Raw genomic sequence first — 20463 nt, forward strand, 5'->3', positions numbered from 1 at the left:
ACCACCAAGGAGAGCATTCGATGCCAACCCTGCCCCGCAAGGCGCCCGCCGCGCTGCTGCCGGCCCTGTTCGCCGCAGCCCTTTTCGCCGCGCCATCCGCCGAGGCCTATCCCGGCGCCGGCGCCGCATTCAACGGCAAGGGCTTCGACAGCTGCGCCGCCCCGTCCACCTCGCAGATGCAGGCCTGGTGGACGAATACGCCGTGGAGCTTCGTCGGCGTCTACATCGGCGGCGCGGTGCGGGCCTGTTCGCAGCCTAACCTCACCGCCACCTGGATGAACACCACCAACAGCCAGGGCTGGCGCCATTCGCTGATCTGGGTCGGCCCGCAGGCGCCCTGCACCACCTTCTCCAGCCGCATCAGCTACGACACCGCCACCGCCTACCAGCAGGGCAAGGACGAAGCCCTGAAGGCCTACAATGCCCTGATCGCCCTCGGCGTGACCAACAATGCGGCCGGCACGCCGGTCGTGTACGACATGGAAGGCTATTCCAACGACGCGTCCTGCAAGGCCGCGGTCAAGCAGTTCCTGCAGGGCTGGGTGGACCAGCTGGCGGTGGCGCCGGCCCAGGCCTCCGGCGTCTATGGCTCGGCCTGCAATACCTGGTTCAGCGACCTCGCCACCATGGCGCGTCCGCCGCAATTCATCTGGGCCGCGAACTGGGACGGCAATCCGTCGACCTCGACCCTGTCCTGCATCGCCGGCAGCTCATGGTCGAGCCACCAGCGCCTCAAGCAGTACCAGGGCGACCACAACGAGACCTATGGCGGCGTGACCCTGAACATCGACAGCAACTGCGCCAACGGACCACTGGCCCCGACCGGCGGCCTGAATTCCGCCAGCGTATGCAACTGACCGTCCACTTATCGATGCCATCCAGGAGCGCCACCATGCCAAGCTGCTTTTCACTTCCACCATCCGCCATCGCGCTGGCAGTTCTCGCCGCGGCGCCGGGCGCCCATGCCGCCCCGGCCGCCGCACGTCTCTGCGCCGCCGCCGACGTCCAGGTCAGCGCCGGCGCGGCCGGCGCCTGGCGCGGCCAGGCAACCCAGGAGATCCGCATCCTGAACACCGGCAGCGAAGCCTGCGCCCTGCCCGGCTTTCCCGGGCTGCAGCTGCAGCCCGCCAGCGAAGCGCCGCAAACGGTCGGTGCCAGCGAGCAGGCGCCGCAGCTGGCCAGCAGCCGCATCGAACTCGCTCCCGGCGAGGAAGCCGTCGTCCTGCTCGGCACGCCGGGCAGCTGCGAAGCCGCCAACAAGCCGGCACGCCGGGTCAGCCGCCGCCTGCAACTGGCCCTGGCCGGCGGCGGGATCAAGGCCCTGGACGGCGTCCACATCGACACCCTGTGCGGCCGCGCCACCGTGCTGCGCTTCGATCGCGTCCAGGGCGAAGGCGCGGCGCGGGCGGCGGCGATGAAGGCTGCCGGTGCGCTCAGCCAGCTGACGGGCAGCCTGAGCGCGCCGGACGAGGCCAGCCGCGGCGGCACCCTGCGCTACACCGTGACCTTGAGCAATCCGACCGCGTCCCCGGTCTCGCTGGCGGCCTGCCCGGCCTACACGCAATCGCTGTACGCGGACGGCAAGGCCGTCGACAGCACCCAGCGCCTGGACTGCGGCGCGGCCGGCGGGCAGATTCCGGCGAATGCCAGCGTCAGCTTCGAGATGCAGGTCCAGGTGCCGGCCGCGCTGGCGGCGGGGGATGGCAAGCTGAGCTGGAAGCTGGACGGCGGGCCGGGCGTGGGCAAGATCATCGGTCTGCACTGAGTCCGGCGGGACCCGGCGATCGGCTGGATCCGCCGGATCCGCTATCCAGGCAAGCAGGCAGCCGCCCCGGCTGCCTGCTTGCTGTTTTTTCGTTTGTTTGGCGCACATTGTCGGTTAGTTGCAAATCCCCGAAAAAAGAGCGGTCAAGCGCTCCCGCGCCCGGCACGGCTGCCCAGCACCAGTGCGATTCCACCCAGGATCGCCAGCGCCGACACGCCCAGCCGCAAGGTGAACGCCTCGCCCAGCAGCAGCGCGCCGCCCGCGGTGGCGATCAGCGGCACCGACAACTGCACCACCGCCGCCCTCAGCGCGCTCAGGCGTCGCAGCGCCGCATACCACACCACATAGCCCAGGCCCGAGGTGATGGCGCCCGAGGCGATCGCCAGCCACACGCCGCGCGCGTCCGCATGCAGGCGCCCGGCGAACAGCAGCGCCAGCAGCAAGCCCAGCGGCGCCGCACGCAGAAAGCTGGCGAAAGTTGCGGCCAGCGGATCGGCGGCACCCTTCCCGCGCAGCGAATAGCCGCCCCAGGCCGCGCCCGCGCCCGCCATCAGCAGCGCGCCCAGCGGCGATGGCGCGGCGGCGCCCGGCAGCAGCAGGACCACCAGGCCGGCCATCGCCAGCACCAGGCCCAGCCAGCCGGCCGGCGCGAAGCGCTCGCCCCGCAGCAGGCCCACGCCAAGCATGGTCAGCTGCACCGTCCCGAACAGGATCAGGGCCCCGGTGCCGGCGGCCAGCGACACATAGGCGAAGGAAAACAGCGCAACGTAGGCGAACAGCAGCGCGGCCGAGCGCCAGTCCCCGCCCGCGCCCAGCGGCTGCCGCTTCGCCCGCATCACGCAGGCCAGCACCAGCGCCCCGGCCAGCAGCCGCACCGCGCCGAAGCCGGCCGGATCGATGTGGTCCTGCTGCAGGGCGAAGCGGCACAGCAGGGAATTGGCGGCGAAGGCCAGCATCGCCACCGCGGTCAGGCCGGCGGTGGCCAAGCCAAGACCCGCGGCCTCAGGCGCGCGCCGGAACATGCTTCAGCAAGCAACAAATCACAGCAGTCTCCTCATCGATACGCTTGCGTCGCCTGGGTCATGGCGGCATGGGAGGATTCCCTAATTCGCCTCCAGATTGTAAGCTAGGTAAAATTCACGATATGGATCAGGCACGCTCCGCCGCCAGGCCAAAAGCCGGCCCGGGCGAGCGCGTCTTCCGCCCTTCTGCTACCGTATGGGGCTTGCCGGCCCAGCGCCTCCTTCAAAACATTTGACCGCACAAGACATGACCCTCTCGACAGAATCGGATACCGGCCTCCCCCTCGACATGACCATCTTCGGTGGCATGGGCGACCTGGCGATGCGCAAACTGCTGCCGGCCCTGTACATGGCCTACCTCCACGGTAACCTGCCGGCCTCGACCCGCATCATCTCGACCGGCCGCCAGGACTACGACCGCCACGCCTACCTGGCCCACGTGGCAGAGCATTCGCGCTCCTTCATCGCCGAAGCCAATTTCAACGAGAAGACCTGGGACGGCTTCCTGCAACTGCTCGAGTACGTCCGCCTGGACGTCCAGCAGGCCACGGACTTCAGCGCCCTGGCGAGCGCCTCGCGCGCCGGCGCCCAGCGCGTGTTCTACCTGTCGACCGCGCCCTCGCTGTTCACCACCATCTGCGAAAAGCTGGCCGCCGCCGGCCTGGTCGACGCCAACGCCCGCGTCGTGCTGGAAAAGCCGCTCGGCACCGACCTCGCTTCAGCGATCGAGATCAACGAAGCGGTCGGCAAGCACTTCGAGGAATCGCAGATCTACCGCATCGACCACTACCTCGGCAAGGAAACCGTGCAGAACCTGATGGTGCTGCGCTTCGGGAACTCGATCCTGGAACCGCTGTGGCGCGCGCCGAACATCTCGAGCGTGCAAATCACGGTGGCCGAGGAAGTCGGCGTCGGCAGCCGCGCCGGCTTCTACGACGGCGCCGGCGCGATGCGCGACATGGTCCAGAACCACCTGCTGCAACTGCTGTGCATCGTCGCCATGGAGCCGCCGACCTCGCTGAACGCGGACGCCGTGCGCGACGAGAAGCTGAAGGTGCTGCGCTCGCTGCGCCGCTTCAGCCTGGCCGACATCGCGCGCGACACCGTGCGCGGCCAGTACACCCGCGGCGTCAGCGGCAACCAGGAAGTGCCGGGCTACCACGAGGAGAAGAACGTCCCCGCGGACAGCAAGACCGAAACCTTCGTGGCCCTGCGCACCTTCATCGACACCTGGCGCTGGTCCAAGGTGCCGTTCTACCTGCGCACCGGCAAGCGCATGCAGCGCCGCTCCTCGAAGATCGTGGTCGAGTTCACCAACCCGCCGTTCCCGCTGTTCCCGGATGCCCCGGGCGGCGTCGCCAACCGCCTGGTGATCGAGCTGCAGCCCGAGGAAGCGATCAAGCTGCAGCTGATGGCGAAAGAACCCGGCAGCGGCATGCACATGCAGCAGGTGGCGCTGAACCTCGACCTGCAATCGGCCTTCCAGCAGCGCCGCGCCGAAGCCTACGAGCGCCTGCTGATCGACGTCGTGCGCGGCCGCCTGACCCACTTCATGCGCCGCGACGAACTGGAGGCGGCCTGGGCATGGGCCGACCCGATCATCGAAGGCTGGGGCACGCTGGGCGAGAAGCCGCACGCCTATGCGGCCGGCTCCTGGGGTCCGGCGGAATCCTTCGCGCTGCTGGCGCGCGACGGTTACAGCTGGGTCGAGTAAGCCCGGACCAGGAGAGTTTGCTTATGCCGCATGCATAATCGCTTGGACCACTTGCAAGCTCAACTTTGCCGGCCGCTAAGCGCATCTGGCATCTGCCACCGACTTTCCTGGACGACCACCGCAATGAAAAGAGCCACCGCGGCGAACGAGGTCATGTCGACTGAGCCGCGAAAATTTTTCTGACGCGGTTGATGAAAAATGGCTCGTGCAGAGCCATTTTTTTGCTGGGCAAGCAACGCTTGCCGTACATTTAGCAAGCGTTAGTATCGTGCCGCCAGATACTGTTCCTCTCTGTCCAGAAATTGCGGGCCGCAACCATTAGCGGATTCCAGAGGGGATATTTGAATAACCGGTAAGCCCAAGTCGATTCAGTTCAGCTTGTATCCCAATCCGGTGTCCTTATTGAATGCCAAACCGACAGTTTGGCTCGAAGCGGATGTAGTGGCCGAGAGCCGAGGCCGTACTTTAGCGACAAAGATCAAGCGGTGACGTGCATCGTCGCTCGGCAAGGTCTGGGAGTCTGCTCTGGATCGGATGCTGCCGGTCGCGGTAGGCTGCTATCGGGCCAGAACCGGCCTGTCGAATATTCGAACCGAAGGTCCGCTTCAGATTTGTAGCGAACTGTGGGTTTCGTGGACAAACGACAAAAGGCAGCCTTGTGGCCGCCTTTCAGACCTTGAATCTTTCGCAACCAGCGATCAGGTAACGCCGCCGGAGGTGTTGTGTGGTGGCGAACTTAGGCCTGCATTGTGTTCGTCACGACCGAACACATTCAGGGGAAATTCAATACTTTTCAATGGCTTGGAACGCATTACCGCTCTGCGCTTCACACCTGGCATGGTCATTGCATTGATGGAGGCGTGGACCGAACGATTCACAAACCGCCGACAAGGCAAACCTAACCCATATTTAACCTGATGGAGAATTGCAATGACTACCATTACGATCAAAGACCTGGCCGTCGTTGAAGAACTGGACCAGAAAGCAATGGCCGCTGTTGTTGGCGGCAACAAAATAGTGGACAAAGTAGTCGACGTGGCTACGGTTGCATGGGGCCTCATTACTGGCCAGTGCGAAGTTTCCTCCACAGGCAAGTCGATTGTTTGCTATTGATGAATCGGACTGCCAAGCGATGGCCGTCGCGTACAGTGAAGGTCATCGCCTTAGTAACCTGCAACGATGTCGCCATTCGGTCAGATCGAGACCGCGAAACAATCAGACCGCGTTAGCTGGATTATGGGCATCATCGCAGCTGCCACCGCTACCGGGTAAGGACTTTATTGCAGACGTTCGACAAGTCAGCATGACAGTCAACAACGGGTTGGAAGCAGACGTAGCAGAAAGTCCACTATCCGGCAGAATCTGCACGCTACGGGACATTGGCTGCCAGTTACCTTACAACCAGCCAAATCGTAAATCACAGTCGGAAAAGACCGATAGGTCAACCGGGCGGCCTGAGCCGGCGTTATGGCGGAGAGCGATCTGCTCGCACTAGCGGACCAACCGGAGAGATACCCATGAAATCGACACTGAAAATTGCAAGCGTCTTGTTATTTATGGCTTCCAGCGCAGCGTTCGCCTCTGGCCAGACTACTGCCCCGGCAACGACGCCGGTGCCCGCAACTCATTCGACGATGACTGCTCCGCCGGCAACTACGCCCGCCGCTACTGCCGCGGCGCCGATGGCTGAAAGCAAAGCCGACATCAAAGCTGAGAAAAAGCAGATCCGTGCTGATAAGAAGGCTGCGTTAGCGGCTTGCAAATCGATGAAGGGCGCGGAAAAGTCGGCATGTAAAAAAGAAGCCGCGGCAAAGGAGACGGCTGCAATGGCGGAGTTAAAGGCCAGAAAGTAAGTACCCTTGTTTGATGCTGCTTTATTACTTTTATGGAGCATGTGATGAGTAAATCTGCCTTCGCTGTTGCTGGGATTTTATTTTTTGCAAACATGGCATTTGCGCAAACCTCAGCTTCGTCAACAACAAATACGGCAGCGGCACCTAGTGCTGCCAGTTGCGAAGCAAAAGCGGTTAGCAAGAACGGCAAGCCGCTCGCAGGAGCGGCTAAAAACGCCTTTATGAAGAAGTGCGAAGCGTCAGCCGCAAGTGGTGATAAGGCAGTCGCGTGCGCCGCGAAAGCAGTCGACAAGAACGGTAAGCCGCTAGCTGGGGCTTCCAAGTCTTCCTTTATGAAGAAGTGTGAAGCCACCAACTAGCCGACGCAGTCAGGACGGTAATAACCATCCCGGAAATTCTGCTTTTCGGGATGGTTTGATGCACACGTTCGCGCACGAATCGAACATAAATGGCAGACCCGTTAAGACTCTGGCGCCAAGTATTCACTTTTAGTCGAGTACGACAGGTCGCTCTCGGTCGATGGCGGACGGCGAGCCCTCTACACTTTCCGAGCCCATTCAGAGAGCTATCCTACGCATTTAGCAGTTTAAGATCGCCTAACAATCCTCTTCCTGCCCTGATAACAAACTCGGACACGTACGGCTTTGAGAAGGAAATACACCAGGCCGGGCGGCCCCAGCATCCGGGCGTTTATGCGTTGGGCAGTCAGTGGGACGCCTCGCTCGCAGTCCCTGTTCGGGATCGCTGCCAGCAGGGAGAGGGGCCGCACGATGACAACGAAGATCGTGAATGTCGATCTGCCGCGCGGCCTTGTCTTGCTGCGGATTCGGCGCTATTGCGCTGCCGTGAGCTTGAGTCCGGGTCGCAGTGCCTGAGAAGCTTCCTGTTGGCGTTTGCGCTGGTCAGATACCTGCTCGATTCCCTTCTTGGTTACTTCTTCCAGGAAAGCGATACGAGCCCGGTAGTAATCTGCACGTAACTGCATTTCCATCAAATGTTGCTCGGATTGATACAACTCCATGCGCAGGTCGTTGAGCGCCCGTTTTGCGTGTTTCTCAGGCGTAGGAGCGTTATGAGAAATCAAGTTTGCAAGCCACCGTAGCATAATGAACCCCTCCTGTCGTCAGGTGCTCTGCCGCTGGTATCAAAATGAAAATCACGACACTGTCACACAAGGACACAATCCGATTTCCAGCTAGACACAGTCTATCAAACATCTGTGCAACACCTCTGCACGCTTCGCAATGTGTTGTTAAAAATACACTTTAATTCTGTCCGTCCTCGATTTGTCGTGGGAACCCGGCTTTAAGGAGGGGTGATGCGATTGCTGCGAAACTGCCGCTTTGGGGCCGTAAGCGGTCCATCCAAGCTCAGCGTCGGTCGTCGCTAAAATTTCATTATCTACGTCACGCCTACAGACATATTTCATTTTCTTCGTCACATCGCGTACGTAGGTGTGGCGAAGAACGTGAAAAAACGCTGTGTAATCAATACCCGCTTTTTCACTTACGGTGTCAACCGACATGGAGGGAATAGTGCCGGGGTACTATTCCCGCTTTCATGTCGAACAGCGCCGAAGCCTCCCGCCACAAGACCGCCAACGGCCCGGCGCCGCGCTCCGAGATCCCGCCGGTGCGCGACGTCACCATCGGCGGGAAGAAGGTCTACACCGTGCTCTCGACCTGAGCGCGATCATTCGTACCTGGGCGGCACTGGGTTCGCCAGGAAGAACTGGACCAGGTCGCCGCTGCCGCTGAAGACCGTCCGTACCGGTTTTCCCTCGATGACCTGCCATTCGGCGGCATAGCTGCCGCCGGCGTCGCCGAACACGGCGCGGAAGCCGCAGTTGCGGTCGTCGTAGCAGAAGCCGCTGAAGTTCGTCCTGGCCGTTCCGAACAGCGGGTCGACCATGTCGCTCACGTCCAGGGCATAGGAACGGCTGCCGGTGGCGACCGTGATCGACGAGACGTAGCGTGTGGCCCGGCCTTTTCCGCCCAGGAGCCGGGCCGATCCGGCGTTACAGACGGACGTACGGCCGCAGGCCGCATCCTCGATGTGAACCCGCGTGCCGTCCACCAGGGTCAGGTCGATCGGGCTTGCCGCCGCGCTGGCGGCAAGCGACGCGAGGAACAGTGCTGCAATCTTCATGTGGATGAGCCTCCAGGTCGATGGTCGCCATCGACTCTAGCATTCGGCTCACCCACGAAAAGTCACCGAATCCCACACCGGAAGCGGTGCACGACCGGTGCGGCGCGTCATTACCTGACGTTTGCCACGGCCAGCGCCGTCATGTTGACGATACGGCGCACGGTGGCGCTGGGGCTGAGGATGTGCACGGATTTCGCCGCGCCCAGCAGGATCGGTCCCACCGTCACGCCCTTGCCCGACGAGACCTTCAGCACGTTGAACAGGATGTTGGCGGCGTCCAGCGAGGGCGCCACCAGCAGGTTGGCGCTGCCCTCGAAGCTGGCCTGGCCCGGCGGCAGGTAGATGGCGCGGATGTCTTCGTCCAGCGCGGCGTCGCCGTGCACTTCGCCGATCACGTTCAGCTGCGGCGCATCCTTCGCCAGGATCTCGCGCGCCTCGCGCATGCGCTGCGCCGACGGGCGGTTCGAGGAGCCGAAGATCGAATGCGAAAGCAGCGCCACCTTCGGCTCGAGGCCGAACTGCTGCAGCTCGCTCGCCGCCAGGCGCGCGATCTCCGCCAGCTCGCTTGCCGAAGGCTGGTCGTTGACATAGGTGTCGGCGATGAACAGGGTCAGCTTGTCCAGCACCAGCGCATTCATCGCCGCCATCACCGAGGCGCCCGGGGCCAGGCCGATGTCGCGCCGCACGTGCTCCAGGTGGCTGTCGTAGCTGCCCTGCATACCGCAGATCAGGGCGTCGACTTCGCCGGCGGCCAGCATGGCGGTGCCGCGCGCGGTGGCATCTTCGGCACACTCGACCAACACGTAGTCGCGGTCGCGCTGCATGCGCAGGCCGGCGGCGCGGATGCCCTCTTCGACCTCGCTGGCGCGGCCGATCAGCACCGGCTTCGCCAGGTTCTCGTCGATCACGGTCTGGGCGGCGCGCAGCACGCGCGGATTGGCGCCGTCCGCATACGCGACCTTGCGCGGATCGGGCCTGCTCAGCGCGCGCGCCTTGGCGAACACCGGCCGCATGAAGAAGCTGGTGTGGTAGATCATCGCGGCCAGCCGCTCGCGGTAGGCGTCCATGTCCTCGATCGGACGGGTGGCCACCCCGGAGCGCTCGGCCGCGGCGGCCACCGCCGGCGCGATCGCCGCGATCAGGCGCGGATCGAAGGGCTTCGGGATGATGTAGTCGGGACCGAAGCGCAAATCCTGGCCGGCATAGGCGGCCGCCACGGCGTCGTTCGGCTCGGCCTCGGCCAGCTCGGCGATGGCGCTCACGCAGGCCAGCTTCATCTCTTCGGTGATGCGGGTCGCGCCGCAGTCGAGGGCGCCGCGGAAGATGTAGGGGAAGCACAGCACGTTGTTGACCTGGTTCGCATAGTCCGAACGGCCGGTGGCGACGATGCAGTCCGGACGCGCGGCCTTCGCCACTTCCGGACGGATCTCCGGCTCCGGATTCGCCAGCGCCAGGATCACGGGGCGGTCGGCCATGGTCTTGACCATCTCGCCGGTCAGCACGCCGGCGGTCGAGCAGCCGAGGAAGACGTCGGCGCCCCTGACGATGTCGGCCAGGGTACGGGCATCGGTATCCTGGGCGTAGCGCGCCTTGTTCGCTTCCATGTTGGAGTCTCGGCCGCGCCAGATCACGCCCTTCGAGTCGGTCACCCAGATATTCTCTCGCTTCACGCCCATGCTCACCATCATGTCGAGGCAGGCAATGGCGGCGGCGCCGGCGCCCGAGGCGGCCAGCTTGACCGTGGCGATGTCCTTGCCGACCACCTTCAGGGCGTTGAGCAGGGCCGCGCTGGAGATGATGGCGGTGCCGTGCTGGTCGTCGTGGAAGACGGGGATGTTCATGCGCTCGCTCAGCTTCTTCTCGATGTAGAAGCACTCCGGCGCCTTGATGTCTTCGAGGTTGATGCCGCCCACGGTCGGCTCCAGCATCGCGATCGCCTCGATCAGCTTGTCCGGATCGTTCTCGGCCAGTTCGAGGTCGAACACGTCGACACCGGCGAATTTCTTGAAGAGGCAGCCCTTCCCTTCCATCACCGGCTTGGAGGCCAGCGGGCCGATATTGCCCAGGCCGAGGACGGCGGTGCCGTTCGAGATCACGGCGACCAGGTTGCCGCGCGAGGTGTACTCGGCGGCCATGGCCGGGTCGGCGGCGATCTCCTCGCAGGCATAGGCCACGCCCGGCGAATAGGCCAGCGACAGGTCGCGCTGGTTCGACAGGGGCTTGGTGGCCACGACCTCGATCTTGCCGCGTACCGGCGAGCGGTGGTAATCGAGGGCGTCGGCGCGCAGTTGCGCGTCCTTGCCGGGTTCCTGGAGTCCGCTGTCGAGGCTGCTTTCGGTGCTCATGGTGTCATCCTTGTATAGTCGATCAATGTATGGTGGCAGAAATGCGGTTCACGCTGCGCACGGCGCAGGCCGCCGCTCAGAACGCCTCGAGGACGCCGCTCAGGTGCGTCACGTTCGGCGCGCCGTCGAAGCAGTCGCCGACCAGGCGGCGCCATTCCTTGAAGTCTTCGCTGCCGCGGAAATGCACGGTATGGTCTTCCAGCGTGTTCCACTGCACCAGCAGGCGGTAGGCGCGCGGGTTCTCGATGCCGCGCTGCAGGCGCATGCCGGTGCAGCCCTGCGCACGCCGGAACAGCGGCGCGGCCGCGCGCACGCCTGCCTCGAAGCTTTCTTCCATGCCTTCCTTGACCAGGATTTCCGCACTTTCCAGAACCATCTCGCTTCCTTTCGCTTGTATTGTTGCAATGTGGATCAGGGGATTATGCCAGTCCCGGCGGCAAGGCGTGCGCGGATGGGTTATCGTTCGGCTTTCCGCATGGAGTTTGCATGAGCCAGGCAATGCATTTCTACGAACCGCGCGCCGGCCACGGCCTGCCGCACGATCCCTTCAACGCCATCGTCGGCCCGCGTCCGATCGGCTGGATATCCTCGCGCAGCGGGGCCGGCGTCCTCAACCTGGCGCCCTACAGCTTCTTCAACGCCTTCAACTACGTCCCGCCGATCGTCGGCTTCGCCAGCATCGGCTACAAGGACACGCTCCGCAATATCGAAGAGACGGGCGAGTTCTGCTGGAACCTGGCAACCCGGCCGCTGTCGGAACAGATGAACCTGAGCTGCGCCGCCGTCCCGCCGGAGTCCGACGAGTTCGCGCTGACCGGCCTCACGCCGGCGCCCTCGCGCGTGGTGGCGCCGCCGCGCGTGGCCGAGAGCCCGGTGTCGATGGAATGCCGGCTCAGCCAGCTGATCCAGCTGCAGGGCGCCGACGGCGGCAAGGTGCCGACCTGGCTGGTGCTGGGCGAGGTGGTCGGCGTGCACATCGACCGCGCGCTGCTGAAGGACGGGATCTACGATACCGCGGCCGCCCAGCCCATCCTGCGCGGCGGCGGCCCGGCCGACTATTTCACGGTCGGCCCGGAACAGCTGTTCAAGATGTTCCGCCCTGCCTGACACCGCAGGGCTTTGACAGCGGCGGCGGCAAGGAATACAGTGACCCGTACCGCATTGGAGGGTTCGGCCATGTATAAAACCATCGTCGTCCACATCGATGGCGGCACCGGCCAGGAAAGCCGGCTGCGCGCCGCCGCCCTGCTCGCCGTCAAGTACGGCGCTCACCTGGTCGGCAGCGGCGCCACCGGTATCTCCTGGATGGATTACAGCCTGCTGACCGGGTCGATGGCGGCGCCGGTGGTCGGCGACGACTTCCAGGCGCTGCGCGATACCGCCGCCCGCCACCTCGAGGAATTCAGGCAGCTTGCCGCCCGCCTCGGGGTGGAATCGCTCGACGCCCGCCTCATCGAAGACGATCCGCGCTACGCCCTGCTGCTGCAGTCGCGCTATGCCGACCTGGTGGTGCTGAGCCAGGACAGCGATTCCGAACCCGGCGGACCGGCGCGAGTGCGCGGCCTGCCCGCCCACGTGGCCCTGCGCGGCGTGCGGCCGGTGCTGGTGGTGCCGCGCAATTACCAGGGCGAGCCGATACCCGGCACCGTGGTCGCCGCCTGGGACGGCGGCATGCAGGCGCTGCGCGCGATCACTTCCGCCCTCCCGCTGCTGGTCCACGCCGCGATCGTCAGGCTGGTGGTGATCAATCCCGACACGCTCTCCGATTTCCATGGCGAACAGCCGGGTGCCGACATGGCGCTCTGGCTCGCCCGCCACGGCGCCAAGGTCGAGGTCGTGGTCGAACACACCCGCGCCACCACCGGCGACACCCTGTGCGCGCTGGCGGGCGCCAGCGGCGCCGGGCTGATGGTGGCCGGCGCCTTCGGCCACAGCCGCTACCGCGAGTGGATGCTGGGCGGGACCACCCGCGAACTGCTCGAACGCGCCCGGATTCCGCTGCTGATCGCGCATTGAGCTTTGAAACGGGCCGCCAAGGCCGCCGCAGCGATGACCCCGCACCGCCCACCCGTCTCGCCGCCGATCTATTCGGCGGCTTTGCGCCACGCGCGCCGCCATCTGTGCGCGCGGCTGGCCCACGCGGCCAGCGAGCCCGACGAGGGCTTTGCGCAGGACTACGTCGAGCTGGTGGCGGAGGTCGAGTCGCATTTGCGGCACGAAGAGACCGTGATGGAAGCCTGCAGGGTCAAGCGGCTCGAGGAGCGGGTGCACGAACAGCGCCAGGAAAATGCGGCCGTCCTCGCCGCCATGCACCACGTCCTGCCCCAGGTCGAGGAAGGCGAGCTCGGCATCGCCCGCCAGCTGGTGGCGGCCCTCACGGACATCCTGTCCCTGCACCGCATCAGCGCCGACCTTGCCCTGCCACAGCGCGCGCCGGCGCCGCCAGGCCCGCCGCGCATGCGCGGACGCGCCGCGCGCGGACCGCATCCGGTTCCCCGGCCGGCGCCACCTCGGGTGCGGCCGCATGACGAGGCCGCGCCTCTCCGCTTTTCCTTCCCTCTGGAGGTGCCGATGTCGCTGCAATCCATCCTGGTCCACGCCGACCTCTCGCGCCACGCCCCGGCGCGCATCCACGCCGCCGCCCTGCTCGCCCGCGAACACGGCGCCCACCTGACCGGTGCCGCCATGCTGGGCGTGTCGCGCGCCGTCTTCCCGAACGGTTACCAGATGCGCCCCGGCACCCTGGCCGCCCAATGCTTCGATCCGCTGGCGGACAAGGCGCGCCAGGCGCTGCGGCGCTTCGAGGCCATCGCCAGCGAACAGGGCGTGCCACACGATGCCCGCCTGATCATGGACGAAGCCGACGACGGCCTGGCCATGCTGTCGCGCTTTGCCGACCTGCTGGTGGTGAGCCAGGACGATCCGGCCGAATCGCTGTCCGACCACGTCCTGCGCCTGCCGGATTACGTGATCATGAACAGCGCCCGCCCGGTGCTGGTGATCCCGCACGGGGAAGGGCTACCTTCCGCCGGCTTCGCCCACCGCGTGCTGCTGGCCTGGGACGGCAGCCGCGAAGCCGCCGCCGCGATGGCCGCCTCGGTGCCCCTGCTGCGGCGCGCCGAAGCGGTGACGGTTGCGATGCTGTCCGGACCCGCGCTGGCCCCGGCCGAATGCCAGGCCCAGCGCGACGACCTGCTCGGCTTCCTGGGGCGGCACCGGGTGCGGGCCGAGGTGCTGGTGCGCGACGCTTCGGCCAGCCGCGCCGGCGACATCGGCCGTGCCTTGCTGTCCATGGGCGATGAGCTGGGTGTTGGGCTGCTGGTGATGGGCTGTTATGGACACAGCCGCATGCGCGAGCTTTGCCTGGGTGGGGCTAGCCGGACCGTGCTGGCCGAGGCGCGGATTCCGGCGTTGTTGGTTCACTGAGTGCAGGTGTGTCTGGGAACGCCGGACGTTGGTGCTAACGGATCAAGCCCAGCTTCAGCAGTAAGTTACCGTGAAATTAGCGCCTATCCGCAAGCGTCAGCGTTTTGAAAGTGATCGGATCGAGTCCAGCCAAGCTTTCCTGTCTTGTTCCGTACCTGTTTCCACCATGTCAGCGCCATGCCATTTCCCTCGACGCCCGGCATTGCGGCGAGCTCGATGCCGCTGCGGTAGACCTTGCCCTGGTACCAGTACAGGTAGAACCCTTCGCCTAATGGCGCCAACATGTAGATAACGTCTCCGGGCTTGAAGGATAGCAGGGGACGTTCGCTGCCTTTCGTGAAACCGTCGTTTACTGCATGGTCGATATGGATTGGCGCAGGATTCTTGGTGACGACGACGCCTGTCAAGGCATCGACACGTTCGCCGGCATGCAAACGGTACAGGATCCGGGATTGCTCGCTACGCTTTTCATGAACGGGAATGTCGGCGTCCGCTGTCCACTCCCGATAAGTACAGCATTCGAAAGGACAAACTCCCCAGCTCTCATACGGGTTTGGCGGGAGCTCCTGCGCCGCGACCAGTTTGGCTGCCGACGTCACGCATACTGCAAAGATTAGTTTTTTCATTCCAAGCTTTCAAGTCCATGCAAATCGCTGCGGAAGTGTTTGGGTTTCCCATGTCCGCTCCTGCCGCAAGATAGGTGCTGACAGTCAGTCCCGGCCATGCGTTCGCCCACCTTGACTACCGGTTCGCGCCGCCTGCGCACGAGGACTGAGGCCGGAACTCATCGCGCCGTCGAGCGTAAACCGCTGTCGGCCTGCTTCCAGTTGCGTTCCAGCTCGCGCTCGGTGACCTGTGCTTCGCTCTGCTTGCCCTGCGCCGCCAGCGCTTGGCGCAAGCCTTGCAAGGCCCAGCCATTGCCCGGATGTTCCGCCAGGTGGGCGCGGAAGCTCTGTTCGGCCGCCGCGTAGCGGCGCACATGCAATTGCATGGCGCCCAGGCGCAAACCCGGACCGCTGGCCAGCGTCGGCGGCTCGGTGGCTTCCGCGTCATACGAGGCGCTCACGGCCGATTGCTGCTGAGCCAGGGCCTCGTCAACCTGTTGGCCGGACAAGGCAATTTCGGCGCGCAATTGCGCCTGTGCAGTGCGTGCCAGACTGCGGATCAGTTTGTCCACATTACCATCGCTGGGGTGTTCCTTGACAAGCTTATCGGCCGCCGGGTCCAGCCGCGCTTGCGCCGCCTGTGCCGCGTTGCGCTGGCCCGCGTGCGCCAAGGCGATGCCACTCGCCATTTGCCCCATCACCGCCGCGACGCCCTTTTCGCCGGATGGCAGCGGCTCCTCGCGCAATGCGTCCCAGCGCTGCAGGCGGAGCAAGGTCAGCATCGGCAAGCTGCGCAGGTATTCGTGATACGTGTTGTTGCCCTTGCCGCGCAGGGCGAGTGCGCGCGCGGTCGACAGCGCCAGGTCACCGCGCCCCTCCATCAACGCGGCATACCATTGGAAGTGCAGATTGTGGCCGCGCCAGTCCTTGCTGTCCGAGAAATTCTGGCGTTTCAATTCCAGTTCCATGGCCGCATCGGCGGCGACCGCCGCCTGATTAACGCGGGTGGCGTCGGCATAGCGGCCCAGCTGGGCGTAAGTGTGGGACGGCATGTGCAGCAAATGCGGCGACTTGGGAGCCAGCGCGCCAAGTCGGTCGGCCGACGCTTCAGCGCGCCGGGCCACCGGCACCGCGTCGACCGTGTGGATCATGTAGTGGTTCAGCCCGATGTGTTCGGGATGCAGCACCAGGCCTTGTTCGAGCATGTCGGCCAGTTCGCCAACGCGCCCGGCCGGCCGGCCGGTGCGCCGGTCCCACCAGTCGGCGCGCGTCGCCACCAGCTCGGCTTCGGCGTAGATGGACAGGATATCCGGGTCGCCGGGAAAGCGCGCAACCAGCTCACGCATGCGCTCGGCATACACGATGTCGAGTGGATCGGCCCGTTTTGCCCCAGCCGCGCCGCAGATTTCCGCCTGGATCGCGACGGTGGCGAAGGCGCCGCGCTCCGTGCCCGAGTTCATCCCATACCGCGGCGCGAGCGCATCGATCAGCGCCCGGTCGTGTTCCGAACTGCCCGCGCTGTGTTTGAGCGCGTAGTCCACATAACGCAGCGCCTCGCGCAGATCGTGGCGCTCGGTATCGTTAATGTTCGGCCCCATCTGATAAGCCACACCCCAGGCGCACAGCGCACAATCGGGATCTTGCGCCAGCGCGGCCTTGAAGGAGCGGATGGCTTCGACCTCGTTGAAGCCGTAGACCTGGGCCATGCCCTGCGCGAACAGGCGGCGCGCGGCTTCGTTAGCCTGGGAGGGTTGCATGCCGTCCACTCCGAAACCGTCGATCACCGGCGCAGTGGCCATGCTGTCAGGCCGCCACTGCAGCGTCGAACAGGCCGCGATCACGGACAGCGCGAGAACCGTGGTGGACAAGCGCTGCACGACGGCGCTTGTGCGGACGGAGCGACGGGCGAGGGGTAAGCGCATGAAGACTTCTTCCGAAATGGCGGGATTGCCAAAATGCCATGCTACACCTATCCACAGCTAATCAGCTCGTGATTTTTTCGCGGCGCCAGAGAGTTGGCTTGAGGGCAAGCTCAGTGCGCTTCTGGGCGGGTGCAGACCTACCCGAACAGTCCACTACCGCCCTATTGTGTTGAAAAACTCGACTCTAGTGTCGGTCAGAAACGAAAGATCGGTAACTCGACTGTTCAAAACGGCCGCCAAGACACGAGCGCAGGTCATTTGGCCTGTCGACGTCACTGAAAATTCGACATAAAAGTTGCCGTCCGACTTTTGAACGATCAGGCACCCGAACCGGGCAAGCGCCAAACATTGGGAAATGCCTCGCTTTGCAGCCAATGATTGAACCGTACTATCTGCCGCGTCGCATGGCGATCACCGAGCCGTGCGGCAAGCAGCCGCTTGATCCCATCTTCCGTGAAGCCGCGAAATCTTTTTCCGGGAACGAGGCCGTACTCTCCGCCAAGTTGCCGTCGTTCGCCCTCGGTGATTGCCTGGAGCAGGATACCAGCCACGTCGGACTCGGCTACCCAAACGGTGCCGTTAACGACGAAGAACCGAATTCGCTGCTCATCGAAGCTGTAGTACCTTCCCTGCATGGCGCCGAGCGCCGAGCTTTCGGAAAAGTCGATGAATCTTGATAATAAATCCATGAAAATCGGTGCGCAAAGCCGCGCCATCAATGGAGCGCAAACCAATACAAGGATCACAGCGTAGGCAATACCTGACTGCTTCAGGTACTGGAACGCAAGCACGAGAGCAGCTGCGAGAATGATGGTAATCAGGTAACGCCGCATACTTGAAATGTCATGCAAATCATCAGTGTATGCCGATGTTGCCGTGGGAGCAACCACCGTCATTTCAAGAACAACGCGGCCCGGCGCGCCGGCGTGAGGCGCCCTCTTCGTTTTCTTATTGAGTTCAGGCCTGGGCGACCCATATAGGGAGCACGAAACGCCCCAAGCCTTGGAGGAGAACGCCTTGAAACGCATCTTTGCACTGTGGCGCATGGTCGCCAGCCAGGACCTGCGCCTGCTTTGGTTCGCTATCCGGCATGAGCGTCGCCCGGCGTGGTTGCTGCCCGGGCTGGCTGTCCTGGCCCTGTTCGCTGTCGAGCCGGCCAATTTCGCGCTGCCGGTACTCGGCGCCGTCGACGAGTTGGTGCTCGTGCCGCTCATCCTGCACGGCATGGTGAAAATGCTGCCCACGCAGGTCCTCGACGGTTTTGCGCGGGCTTACGCCGGCCGCCTGCGTCGCCGGGCTTGAACGGGACGGCGGCGCCAGATCCACACGTACAGAACAGCATTGATGGCCAGCACGCCCATCCCTAGCCCGATCTGCATCTCGCGCGTCAAGCCCGCCGGATAGATCAGCGGCACCAGGTAATGGTCGATGAAACCGCCGTGGTAGCCGGCCTCCCCGGCCAGCCGGCGGAAATACAGCTCGGCCCAGGTCAGCGGGCAGACGGCGCCCGTGGCCTCGATCAGCACGCCCCAGCCGGCCGCCGCCAGGTGCACGGGCAGCCAGCGGCGCCGGCGCGCAACCAGCAACGCGCCGAATACGACGAAGAGGATAAAGCCGAGGTGCAACAGCAGAACCCCATCGGCGAGCAGGCGGTAAGGCATGAGCGCATGCTAGCGCAAGCCGGGCCGGGCCCGCAATTTGTTGATAGGAACTGTCCTTGAAGCCAAACATTTGGCCGAGCTCAAGCGCAAGCGTCATTCATCCGGACGCCGATTGGAAGGCCCGCAAGCATCGCGTACATTTGCATTCTTCCTGAATGAGACGAGGCTGTCATGTATCCGACCAACTGGAATTCCTTCGGCGCCATCGGTGCCATGGCCCTGAAGCAGATGGACCGCAGCCGCCAGGCGCGCGGCCAGATGCTGGAGCGGGCCGGCTACGGCCCCAGGCCCACGCCGTCCACCATCCTGCACTCCGAGCCGGGCCTGAACCTGCGCCGCTACGGTCCGCATGCGGCCGAGGCGCCGCCGGTGCTGCTGGTGCCGGCGCCGATCAAGCGTTCCTATATCTGGGACCTGGCACCGGAGGTCAGCGTGGTGAAGCGCTGGCTGGAGCGCGGCTACCGGGTCTACCTGGCCGAGTGGCTCCCTCTCGACGACGACGCCACGGCGCAGGACTATGGCCTGGCCGACTACGCCGACCGCCTGCTGGGCGCCTGCCGCCAGGCGATCGCCGCCGATGGCGCCGAGGGCAAACCCGTAATTGCCGGCCACTCGCTCGGCGGCATCCTGGCCGCCGTCCACAGTTGCCTGTATCCGGACCAGTTGCGCGCCACCGTCCTGCTGGAGTCGCCGCTGCATTTCCAGCCGGCCTTCTGCTGCTTCAACAAGCTGGTGAAGGCGACGCCGGATGCGCGCCAGATCGCCGAGACCTTCGGCCACGTCCCCGGCGTCTTCCTGAACACGATGAGCGCCATGGCCGAGCCCCAGGCCTTCCAGTGGGAGCGCTTGCTGGATCGCTGGCTGTCGATGGCCGACCCGAAAGCCCTCGCCACCCATATGCAGGTGGAACACTGGACCCACGACGAGTTCGCGCTGCCGGGCAGGCTGTTCGCCGAACTGGTCGAATCGCTCTACCGCCGGGATGCCCTGACCCAGGGCGAGCTGGACATCGGCGGCCGCCGCATCGGTCCGCGCGAGCTCAGCACGCCGCTGCTGAGCGTGATCGATCCGCGCAGCAAACTGATCCCGCCGGCGGCGGTGCTGCCCTTCCACGAGGCGACTGCCAGCCCGCGCAAGCAGGTGCTGCACTACGAAGGCGATATCGGCGTCAACCTGCAGCACGTCGGCGTGCTGGTCGGGCGCAGCGCCCATGCGCGGATCTGGCCGGCGATCTTCACCTGGCTGGACCCGGACCTTACAAGGGCCGCAGGAACAGCCCGACCGTGAGGGCCACGCCGATGCAGACGATGGCGATACGCAGCGCCTTCTCGTTCACCCGCTGCAGCGCCCAGGTGCCCGCCAGTCCGCCGAGGATGGCGCCGATCGCCAGCACGCCCGCCTGCAGCCAGTGCAGTTCCGGCGAGGTCAAAAACAGCGCCACCGCCGACGCATTCATCACGCCCGCCAGCACATTCTTGGTGCCGCCGGCATTGCGGGCCGAAAGTCCCGCCATGGTCAGCGCCGCCATCATGAGGATGCCGATGCCGCCGCCGAAATAGCCGCCGTAGACCGCGATCAGGAATTGCGCGGCGCCGGTGGCGATGGGCCCCAAATGCGCCGCCTTCTCGGCGGACGCCTTGCGGAAGAAGCTGCCCCAGGTGAAGACGGCGGTGGCGAACAGCACCAGCCAGGGCACCAGACGCGCGAACACCTTCGGCGAAGTATGCAGCAACAGCAATCCGCCTACCGCGCCGCCGAGGATGCTCAGCACGAACAGCGTGCGGAAGCGCAGCCCGGCCGCCCCGCTCACCAACCTGCGGCCGGCATAGCCCGCCGTGAGCTGGCCGGGGAACAGGGCGACCGTGGAAGTGATGTTGGCGGCCAGCGGCGACATCCCGGACAGAATCAGCGCCGGCAGGGTGACGAAGGAGCCGCCCCCGGCCAGGGTGTTCTGGACGCCGGCCCAGAGACCCGCGAAAAAGACCAGGAGCAGCAGCATGGC

At 64.9% G+C, this 20463-nt stretch carries 22 protein-coding genes; 12 read left to right on the forward strand and 10 right to left on the reverse strand.

Features of this window, described 5'->3' with window-relative positions:
* Positions 1-20: 20 nt before the first annotated feature.
* The gene (locus AB4Z32_RS18170; RefSeq protein ID WP_442123265.1) at positions 21-857 is read left to right on the forward strand and encodes a DUF1906 domain-containing protein; all 837 of its coding nucleotides are present in this window, start codon (positions 21-23) and stop codon (positions 855-857) included.
* Between the two features lie 35 nt (positions 858-892).
* Positions 893-1765: a DUF4232 domain-containing protein gene (locus tag AB4Z32_RS18175; RefSeq protein WP_442123266.1), complete on the forward strand. Its 873-nt coding sequence runs from the start codon at positions 893-895 to the stop codon at positions 1763-1765.
* 143 nt (positions 1766-1908) lie between these two features.
* Here AB4Z32_RS18175 and AB4Z32_RS18180 read toward each other — a convergent pair whose 3' ends face one another.
* Positions 1909-2787 carry a DMT family transporter gene (locus AB4Z32_RS18180; protein ID WP_442123267.1) on the reverse strand — a complete coding sequence of 293 codons (879 nt, stop codon included), beginning with the start codon at positions 2785-2787 and terminating at the stop codon, positions 1909-1911.
* A 247-nt stretch (positions 2788-3034) separates the two neighbouring features.
* Between AB4Z32_RS18180 and zwf the strand changes: the two genes are divergently transcribed.
* The 4 genes from zwf (at position 3035) to AB4Z32_RS18200 (ending at position 6713) form a co-directional block, all read left to right on the forward strand.
* Complete coding sequence (gene zwf, locus AB4Z32_RS18185) at positions 3035-4501, forward strand: glucose-6-phosphate dehydrogenase (RefSeq protein WP_442123268.1); 1467 nt, start codon at positions 3035-3037, stop codon at positions 4499-4501.
* Between the two features lie 930 nt (positions 4502-5431).
* Entirely contained in the window at positions 5432-5614 is a 183-nt protein-coding gene (locus tag AB4Z32_RS18190; RefSeq protein WP_442123269.1) for a hypothetical protein, read from the forward strand.
* A 404-nt stretch (positions 5615-6018) separates the two neighbouring features.
* Complete coding sequence (locus AB4Z32_RS18195) at positions 6019-6354, forward strand: hypothetical protein (protein WP_442123270.1); 336 nt, start codon at positions 6019-6021, stop codon at positions 6352-6354.
* 44 nt (positions 6355-6398) lie between these two features.
* Positions 6399-6713 (forward strand): hypothetical protein, encoded by a 315-nt coding sequence (locus AB4Z32_RS18200; protein ID WP_442123271.1) that lies wholly within the window; start codon positions 6399-6401, stop codon positions 6711-6713.
* Positions 6714-7186: 473 nt separating this feature from the next.
* Here AB4Z32_RS18200 and AB4Z32_RS18205 read toward each other — a convergent pair whose 3' ends face one another.
* On the reverse strand, positions 7187-7438 hold the full coding sequence (locus AB4Z32_RS18205) for a hypothetical protein (protein ID WP_442123272.1): 252 nt from the start codon (positions 7436-7438) through the stop codon (positions 7187-7189).
* Positions 7439-7914: 476 nt separating this feature from the next.
* On the opposite strand from AB4Z32_RS18205, the gene AB4Z32_RS18210 reads away from it, so the two are divergent.
* Positions 7915-8040, forward strand: coding sequence for a hypothetical protein (locus AB4Z32_RS18210; protein WP_442123273.1), 126 nt, complete (start codon positions 7915-7917; stop codon positions 8038-8040).
* Between the two features lie 6 nt (positions 8041-8046).
* Here AB4Z32_RS18210 and AB4Z32_RS18215 read toward each other — a convergent pair whose 3' ends face one another.
* The 3 genes from AB4Z32_RS18215 to AB4Z32_RS18225 all read right to left on the reverse strand — a co-directional run bounded on the left by AB4Z32_RS18215 (position 8047) and on the right by AB4Z32_RS18225 (position 11223).
* Positions 8047-8502: a hypothetical protein gene (locus AB4Z32_RS18215; protein WP_442123274.1), complete on the reverse strand. Its 456-nt coding sequence runs from the start codon at positions 8500-8502 to the stop codon at positions 8047-8049.
* A gap of 110 nt (positions 8503-8612) precedes the next feature.
* Complete coding sequence (locus AB4Z32_RS18220; RefSeq protein WP_442123275.1) at positions 8613-10847, reverse strand: NADP-dependent malic enzyme; 2235 nt, start codon at positions 10845-10847, stop codon at positions 8613-8615.
* Positions 10848-10923: 76 nt separating this feature from the next.
* Positions 10924-11223 (reverse strand): antibiotic biosynthesis monooxygenase family protein, encoded by a 300-nt coding sequence (locus AB4Z32_RS18225; protein WP_442123276.1) that lies wholly within the window; start codon positions 11221-11223, stop codon positions 10924-10926.
* Between the two features lie 110 nt (positions 11224-11333).
* Here AB4Z32_RS18225 and AB4Z32_RS18230 point away from each other — a divergent pair, with 110 nt between their 5' ends.
* From AB4Z32_RS18230 to AB4Z32_RS18240, 3 genes are all read left to right on the forward strand, one after another.
* On the forward strand, positions 11334-11954 hold the full coding sequence (locus tag AB4Z32_RS18230; RefSeq protein WP_442123277.1) for a flavin reductase family protein: 621 nt from the start codon (positions 11334-11336) through the stop codon (positions 11952-11954).
* A gap of 69 nt (positions 11955-12023) precedes the next feature.
* Positions 12024-12863: a universal stress protein gene (locus AB4Z32_RS18235; RefSeq protein ID WP_442123278.1), complete on the forward strand. Its 840-nt coding sequence runs from the start codon at positions 12024-12026 to the stop codon at positions 12861-12863.
* A gap of 3 nt (positions 12864-12866) precedes the next feature.
* Complete coding sequence (locus tag AB4Z32_RS18240) at positions 12867-14273, forward strand: universal stress protein (protein WP_442123279.1); 1407 nt, start codon at positions 12867-12869, stop codon at positions 14271-14273.
* 83 nt (positions 14274-14356) lie between these two features.
* Here AB4Z32_RS18240 and AB4Z32_RS18245 read toward each other — a convergent pair whose 3' ends face one another.
* From AB4Z32_RS18245 to AB4Z32_RS18255, 3 genes are all read right to left on the reverse strand, one after another.
* Positions 14357-14899: a hypothetical protein gene (locus AB4Z32_RS18245; RefSeq protein ID WP_442123280.1), complete on the reverse strand. Its 543-nt coding sequence runs from the start codon at positions 14897-14899 to the stop codon at positions 14357-14359.
* A 158-nt stretch (positions 14900-15057) separates the two neighbouring features.
* Entirely contained in the window at positions 15058-16800 is a 1743-nt protein-coding gene (locus AB4Z32_RS18250; protein ID WP_442123281.1) for a hypothetical protein, read from the reverse strand.
* A 317-nt stretch (positions 16801-17117) separates the two neighbouring features.
* The gene (locus AB4Z32_RS18255) at positions 17118-17633 is read right to left on the reverse strand and encodes a hypothetical protein (protein ID WP_442123282.1); all 516 of its coding nucleotides are present in this window, start codon (positions 17631-17633) and stop codon (positions 17118-17120) included.
* Positions 17634-17817: 184 nt separating this feature from the next.
* Here AB4Z32_RS18255 and AB4Z32_RS18260 point away from each other — a divergent pair, with 184 nt between their 5' ends.
* Positions 17818-18102, forward strand: a complete 285-nt coding sequence (locus tag AB4Z32_RS18260; RefSeq protein ID WP_442123283.1) for a hypothetical protein — start codon at positions 17818-17820, stop codon at positions 18100-18102.
* On the opposite strand, the gene AB4Z32_RS18265 is transcribed toward AB4Z32_RS18260, so the two are convergent.
* Complete coding sequence (locus AB4Z32_RS18265; RefSeq protein WP_442123284.1) at positions 18072-18461, reverse strand: DUF2784 domain-containing protein; 390 nt, start codon at positions 18459-18461, stop codon at positions 18072-18074. The genes AB4Z32_RS18260 and AB4Z32_RS18265 overlap by 31 nt on opposite strands.
* A 171-nt stretch (positions 18462-18632) precedes the next feature.
* Between AB4Z32_RS18265 and AB4Z32_RS18270 the strand changes: the two genes are divergently transcribed.
* Entirely contained in the window at positions 18633-19748 is a 1116-nt protein-coding gene (locus tag AB4Z32_RS18270) for an alpha/beta fold hydrolase (protein WP_442123285.1), read from the forward strand.
* Here the strand turns inward: AB4Z32_RS18270 and AB4Z32_RS18275 are convergent.
* Complete coding sequence (locus tag AB4Z32_RS18275) at positions 19717-20460, reverse strand: sulfite exporter TauE/SafE family protein (RefSeq protein ID WP_442123286.1); 744 nt, start codon at positions 20458-20460, stop codon at positions 19717-19719. The genes AB4Z32_RS18270 and AB4Z32_RS18275 overlap by 32 nt on opposite strands.
* Positions 20461-20463 lie beyond the last annotated feature (3 nt).

The sequence above is a fragment of the Massilia sp. 2TAF26 genome (genome assembly GCF_052115005.1).
GTDB lineage: Bacteria > Pseudomonadota > Gammaproteobacteria > Burkholderiales > Burkholderiaceae_D > Telluria.

Excerpts from the sequence above, each read along its gene's own strand:
- AB4Z32_RS18170 (WP_442123265.1), top strand. The coding sequence starts at position 21 with ATGCCAACCCTGCCCCGCAAGGCGCCCGCCGCGCTGCTGCCGGCCCTG.
- AB4Z32_RS18175 (WP_442123266.1), top strand. The coding sequence starts at position 893 with ATGCCAAGCTGCTTTTCACTTCCACCATCCGCCATCGCGCTGGCAGTT.
- AB4Z32_RS18180 (WP_442123267.1), bottom strand. The coding sequence starts at position 2,787 with ATGTTCCGGCGCGCGCCTGAGGCCGCGGGTCTTGGCTTGGCCACCGCC.
- zwf (WP_442123268.1), top strand. The coding sequence starts at position 3,035 with ATGACCCTCTCGACAGAATCGGATACCGGCCTCCCCCTCGACATGACC.
- AB4Z32_RS18190 (WP_442123269.1), top strand. The coding sequence starts at position 5,432 with ATGACTACCATTACGATCAAAGACCTGGCCGTCGTTGAAGAACTGGAC.
- AB4Z32_RS18195 (WP_442123270.1), top strand. The coding sequence starts at position 6,019 with ATGAAATCGACACTGAAAATTGCAAGCGTCTTGTTATTTATGGCTTCC.
- AB4Z32_RS18200 (WP_442123271.1), top strand. The coding sequence starts at position 6,399 with ATGAGTAAATCTGCCTTCGCTGTTGCTGGGATTTTATTTTTTGCAAAC.
- AB4Z32_RS18210 (WP_442123273.1), top strand. The coding sequence starts at position 7,915 with ATGTCGAACAGCGCCGAAGCCTCCCGCCACAAGACCGCCAACGGCCCG.
- AB4Z32_RS18215 (WP_442123274.1), bottom strand. The coding sequence starts at position 8,502 with ATGAAGATTGCAGCACTGTTCCTCGCGTCGCTTGCCGCCAGCGCGGCG.
- AB4Z32_RS18220 (WP_442123275.1), bottom strand. The coding sequence starts at position 10,847 with ATGAGCACCGAAAGCAGCCTCGACAGCGGACTCCAGGAACCCGGCAAG.
- AB4Z32_RS18225 (WP_442123276.1), bottom strand. The coding sequence starts at position 11,223 with ATGGTTCTGGAAAGTGCGGAAATCCTGGTCAAGGAAGGCATGGAAGAA.
- AB4Z32_RS18230 (WP_442123277.1), top strand. The coding sequence starts at position 11,334 with ATGAGCCAGGCAATGCATTTCTACGAACCGCGCGCCGGCCACGGCCTG.
- AB4Z32_RS18235 (WP_442123278.1), top strand. The coding sequence starts at position 12,024 with ATGTATAAAACCATCGTCGTCCACATCGATGGCGGCACCGGCCAGGAA.
- AB4Z32_RS18245 (WP_442123280.1), bottom strand. The coding sequence starts at position 14,899 with ATGAAAAAACTAATCTTTGCAGTATGCGTGACGTCGGCAGCCAAACTG.
- AB4Z32_RS18250 (WP_442123281.1), bottom strand. The coding sequence starts at position 16,800 with ATGCGCTTACCCCTCGCCCGTCGCTCCGTCCGCACAAGCGCCGTCGTG.
- AB4Z32_RS18255 (WP_442123282.1), bottom strand. The coding sequence starts at position 17,633 with ATGCGGCGTTACCTGATTACCATCATTCTCGCAGCTGCTCTCGTGCTT.
- AB4Z32_RS18265 (WP_442123284.1), bottom strand. The coding sequence starts at position 18,461 with ATGCCTTACCGCCTGCTCGCCGATGGGGTTCTGCTGTTGCACCTCGGC.
- AB4Z32_RS18270 (WP_442123285.1), top strand. The coding sequence starts at position 18,633 with ATGTATCCGACCAACTGGAATTCCTTCGGCGCCATCGGTGCCATGGCC.
- AB4Z32_RS18275 (WP_442123286.1), bottom strand. The coding sequence starts at position 20,460 with ATGCTGCTGCTCCTGGTCTTTTTCGCGGGTCTCTGGGCCGGCGTCCAG.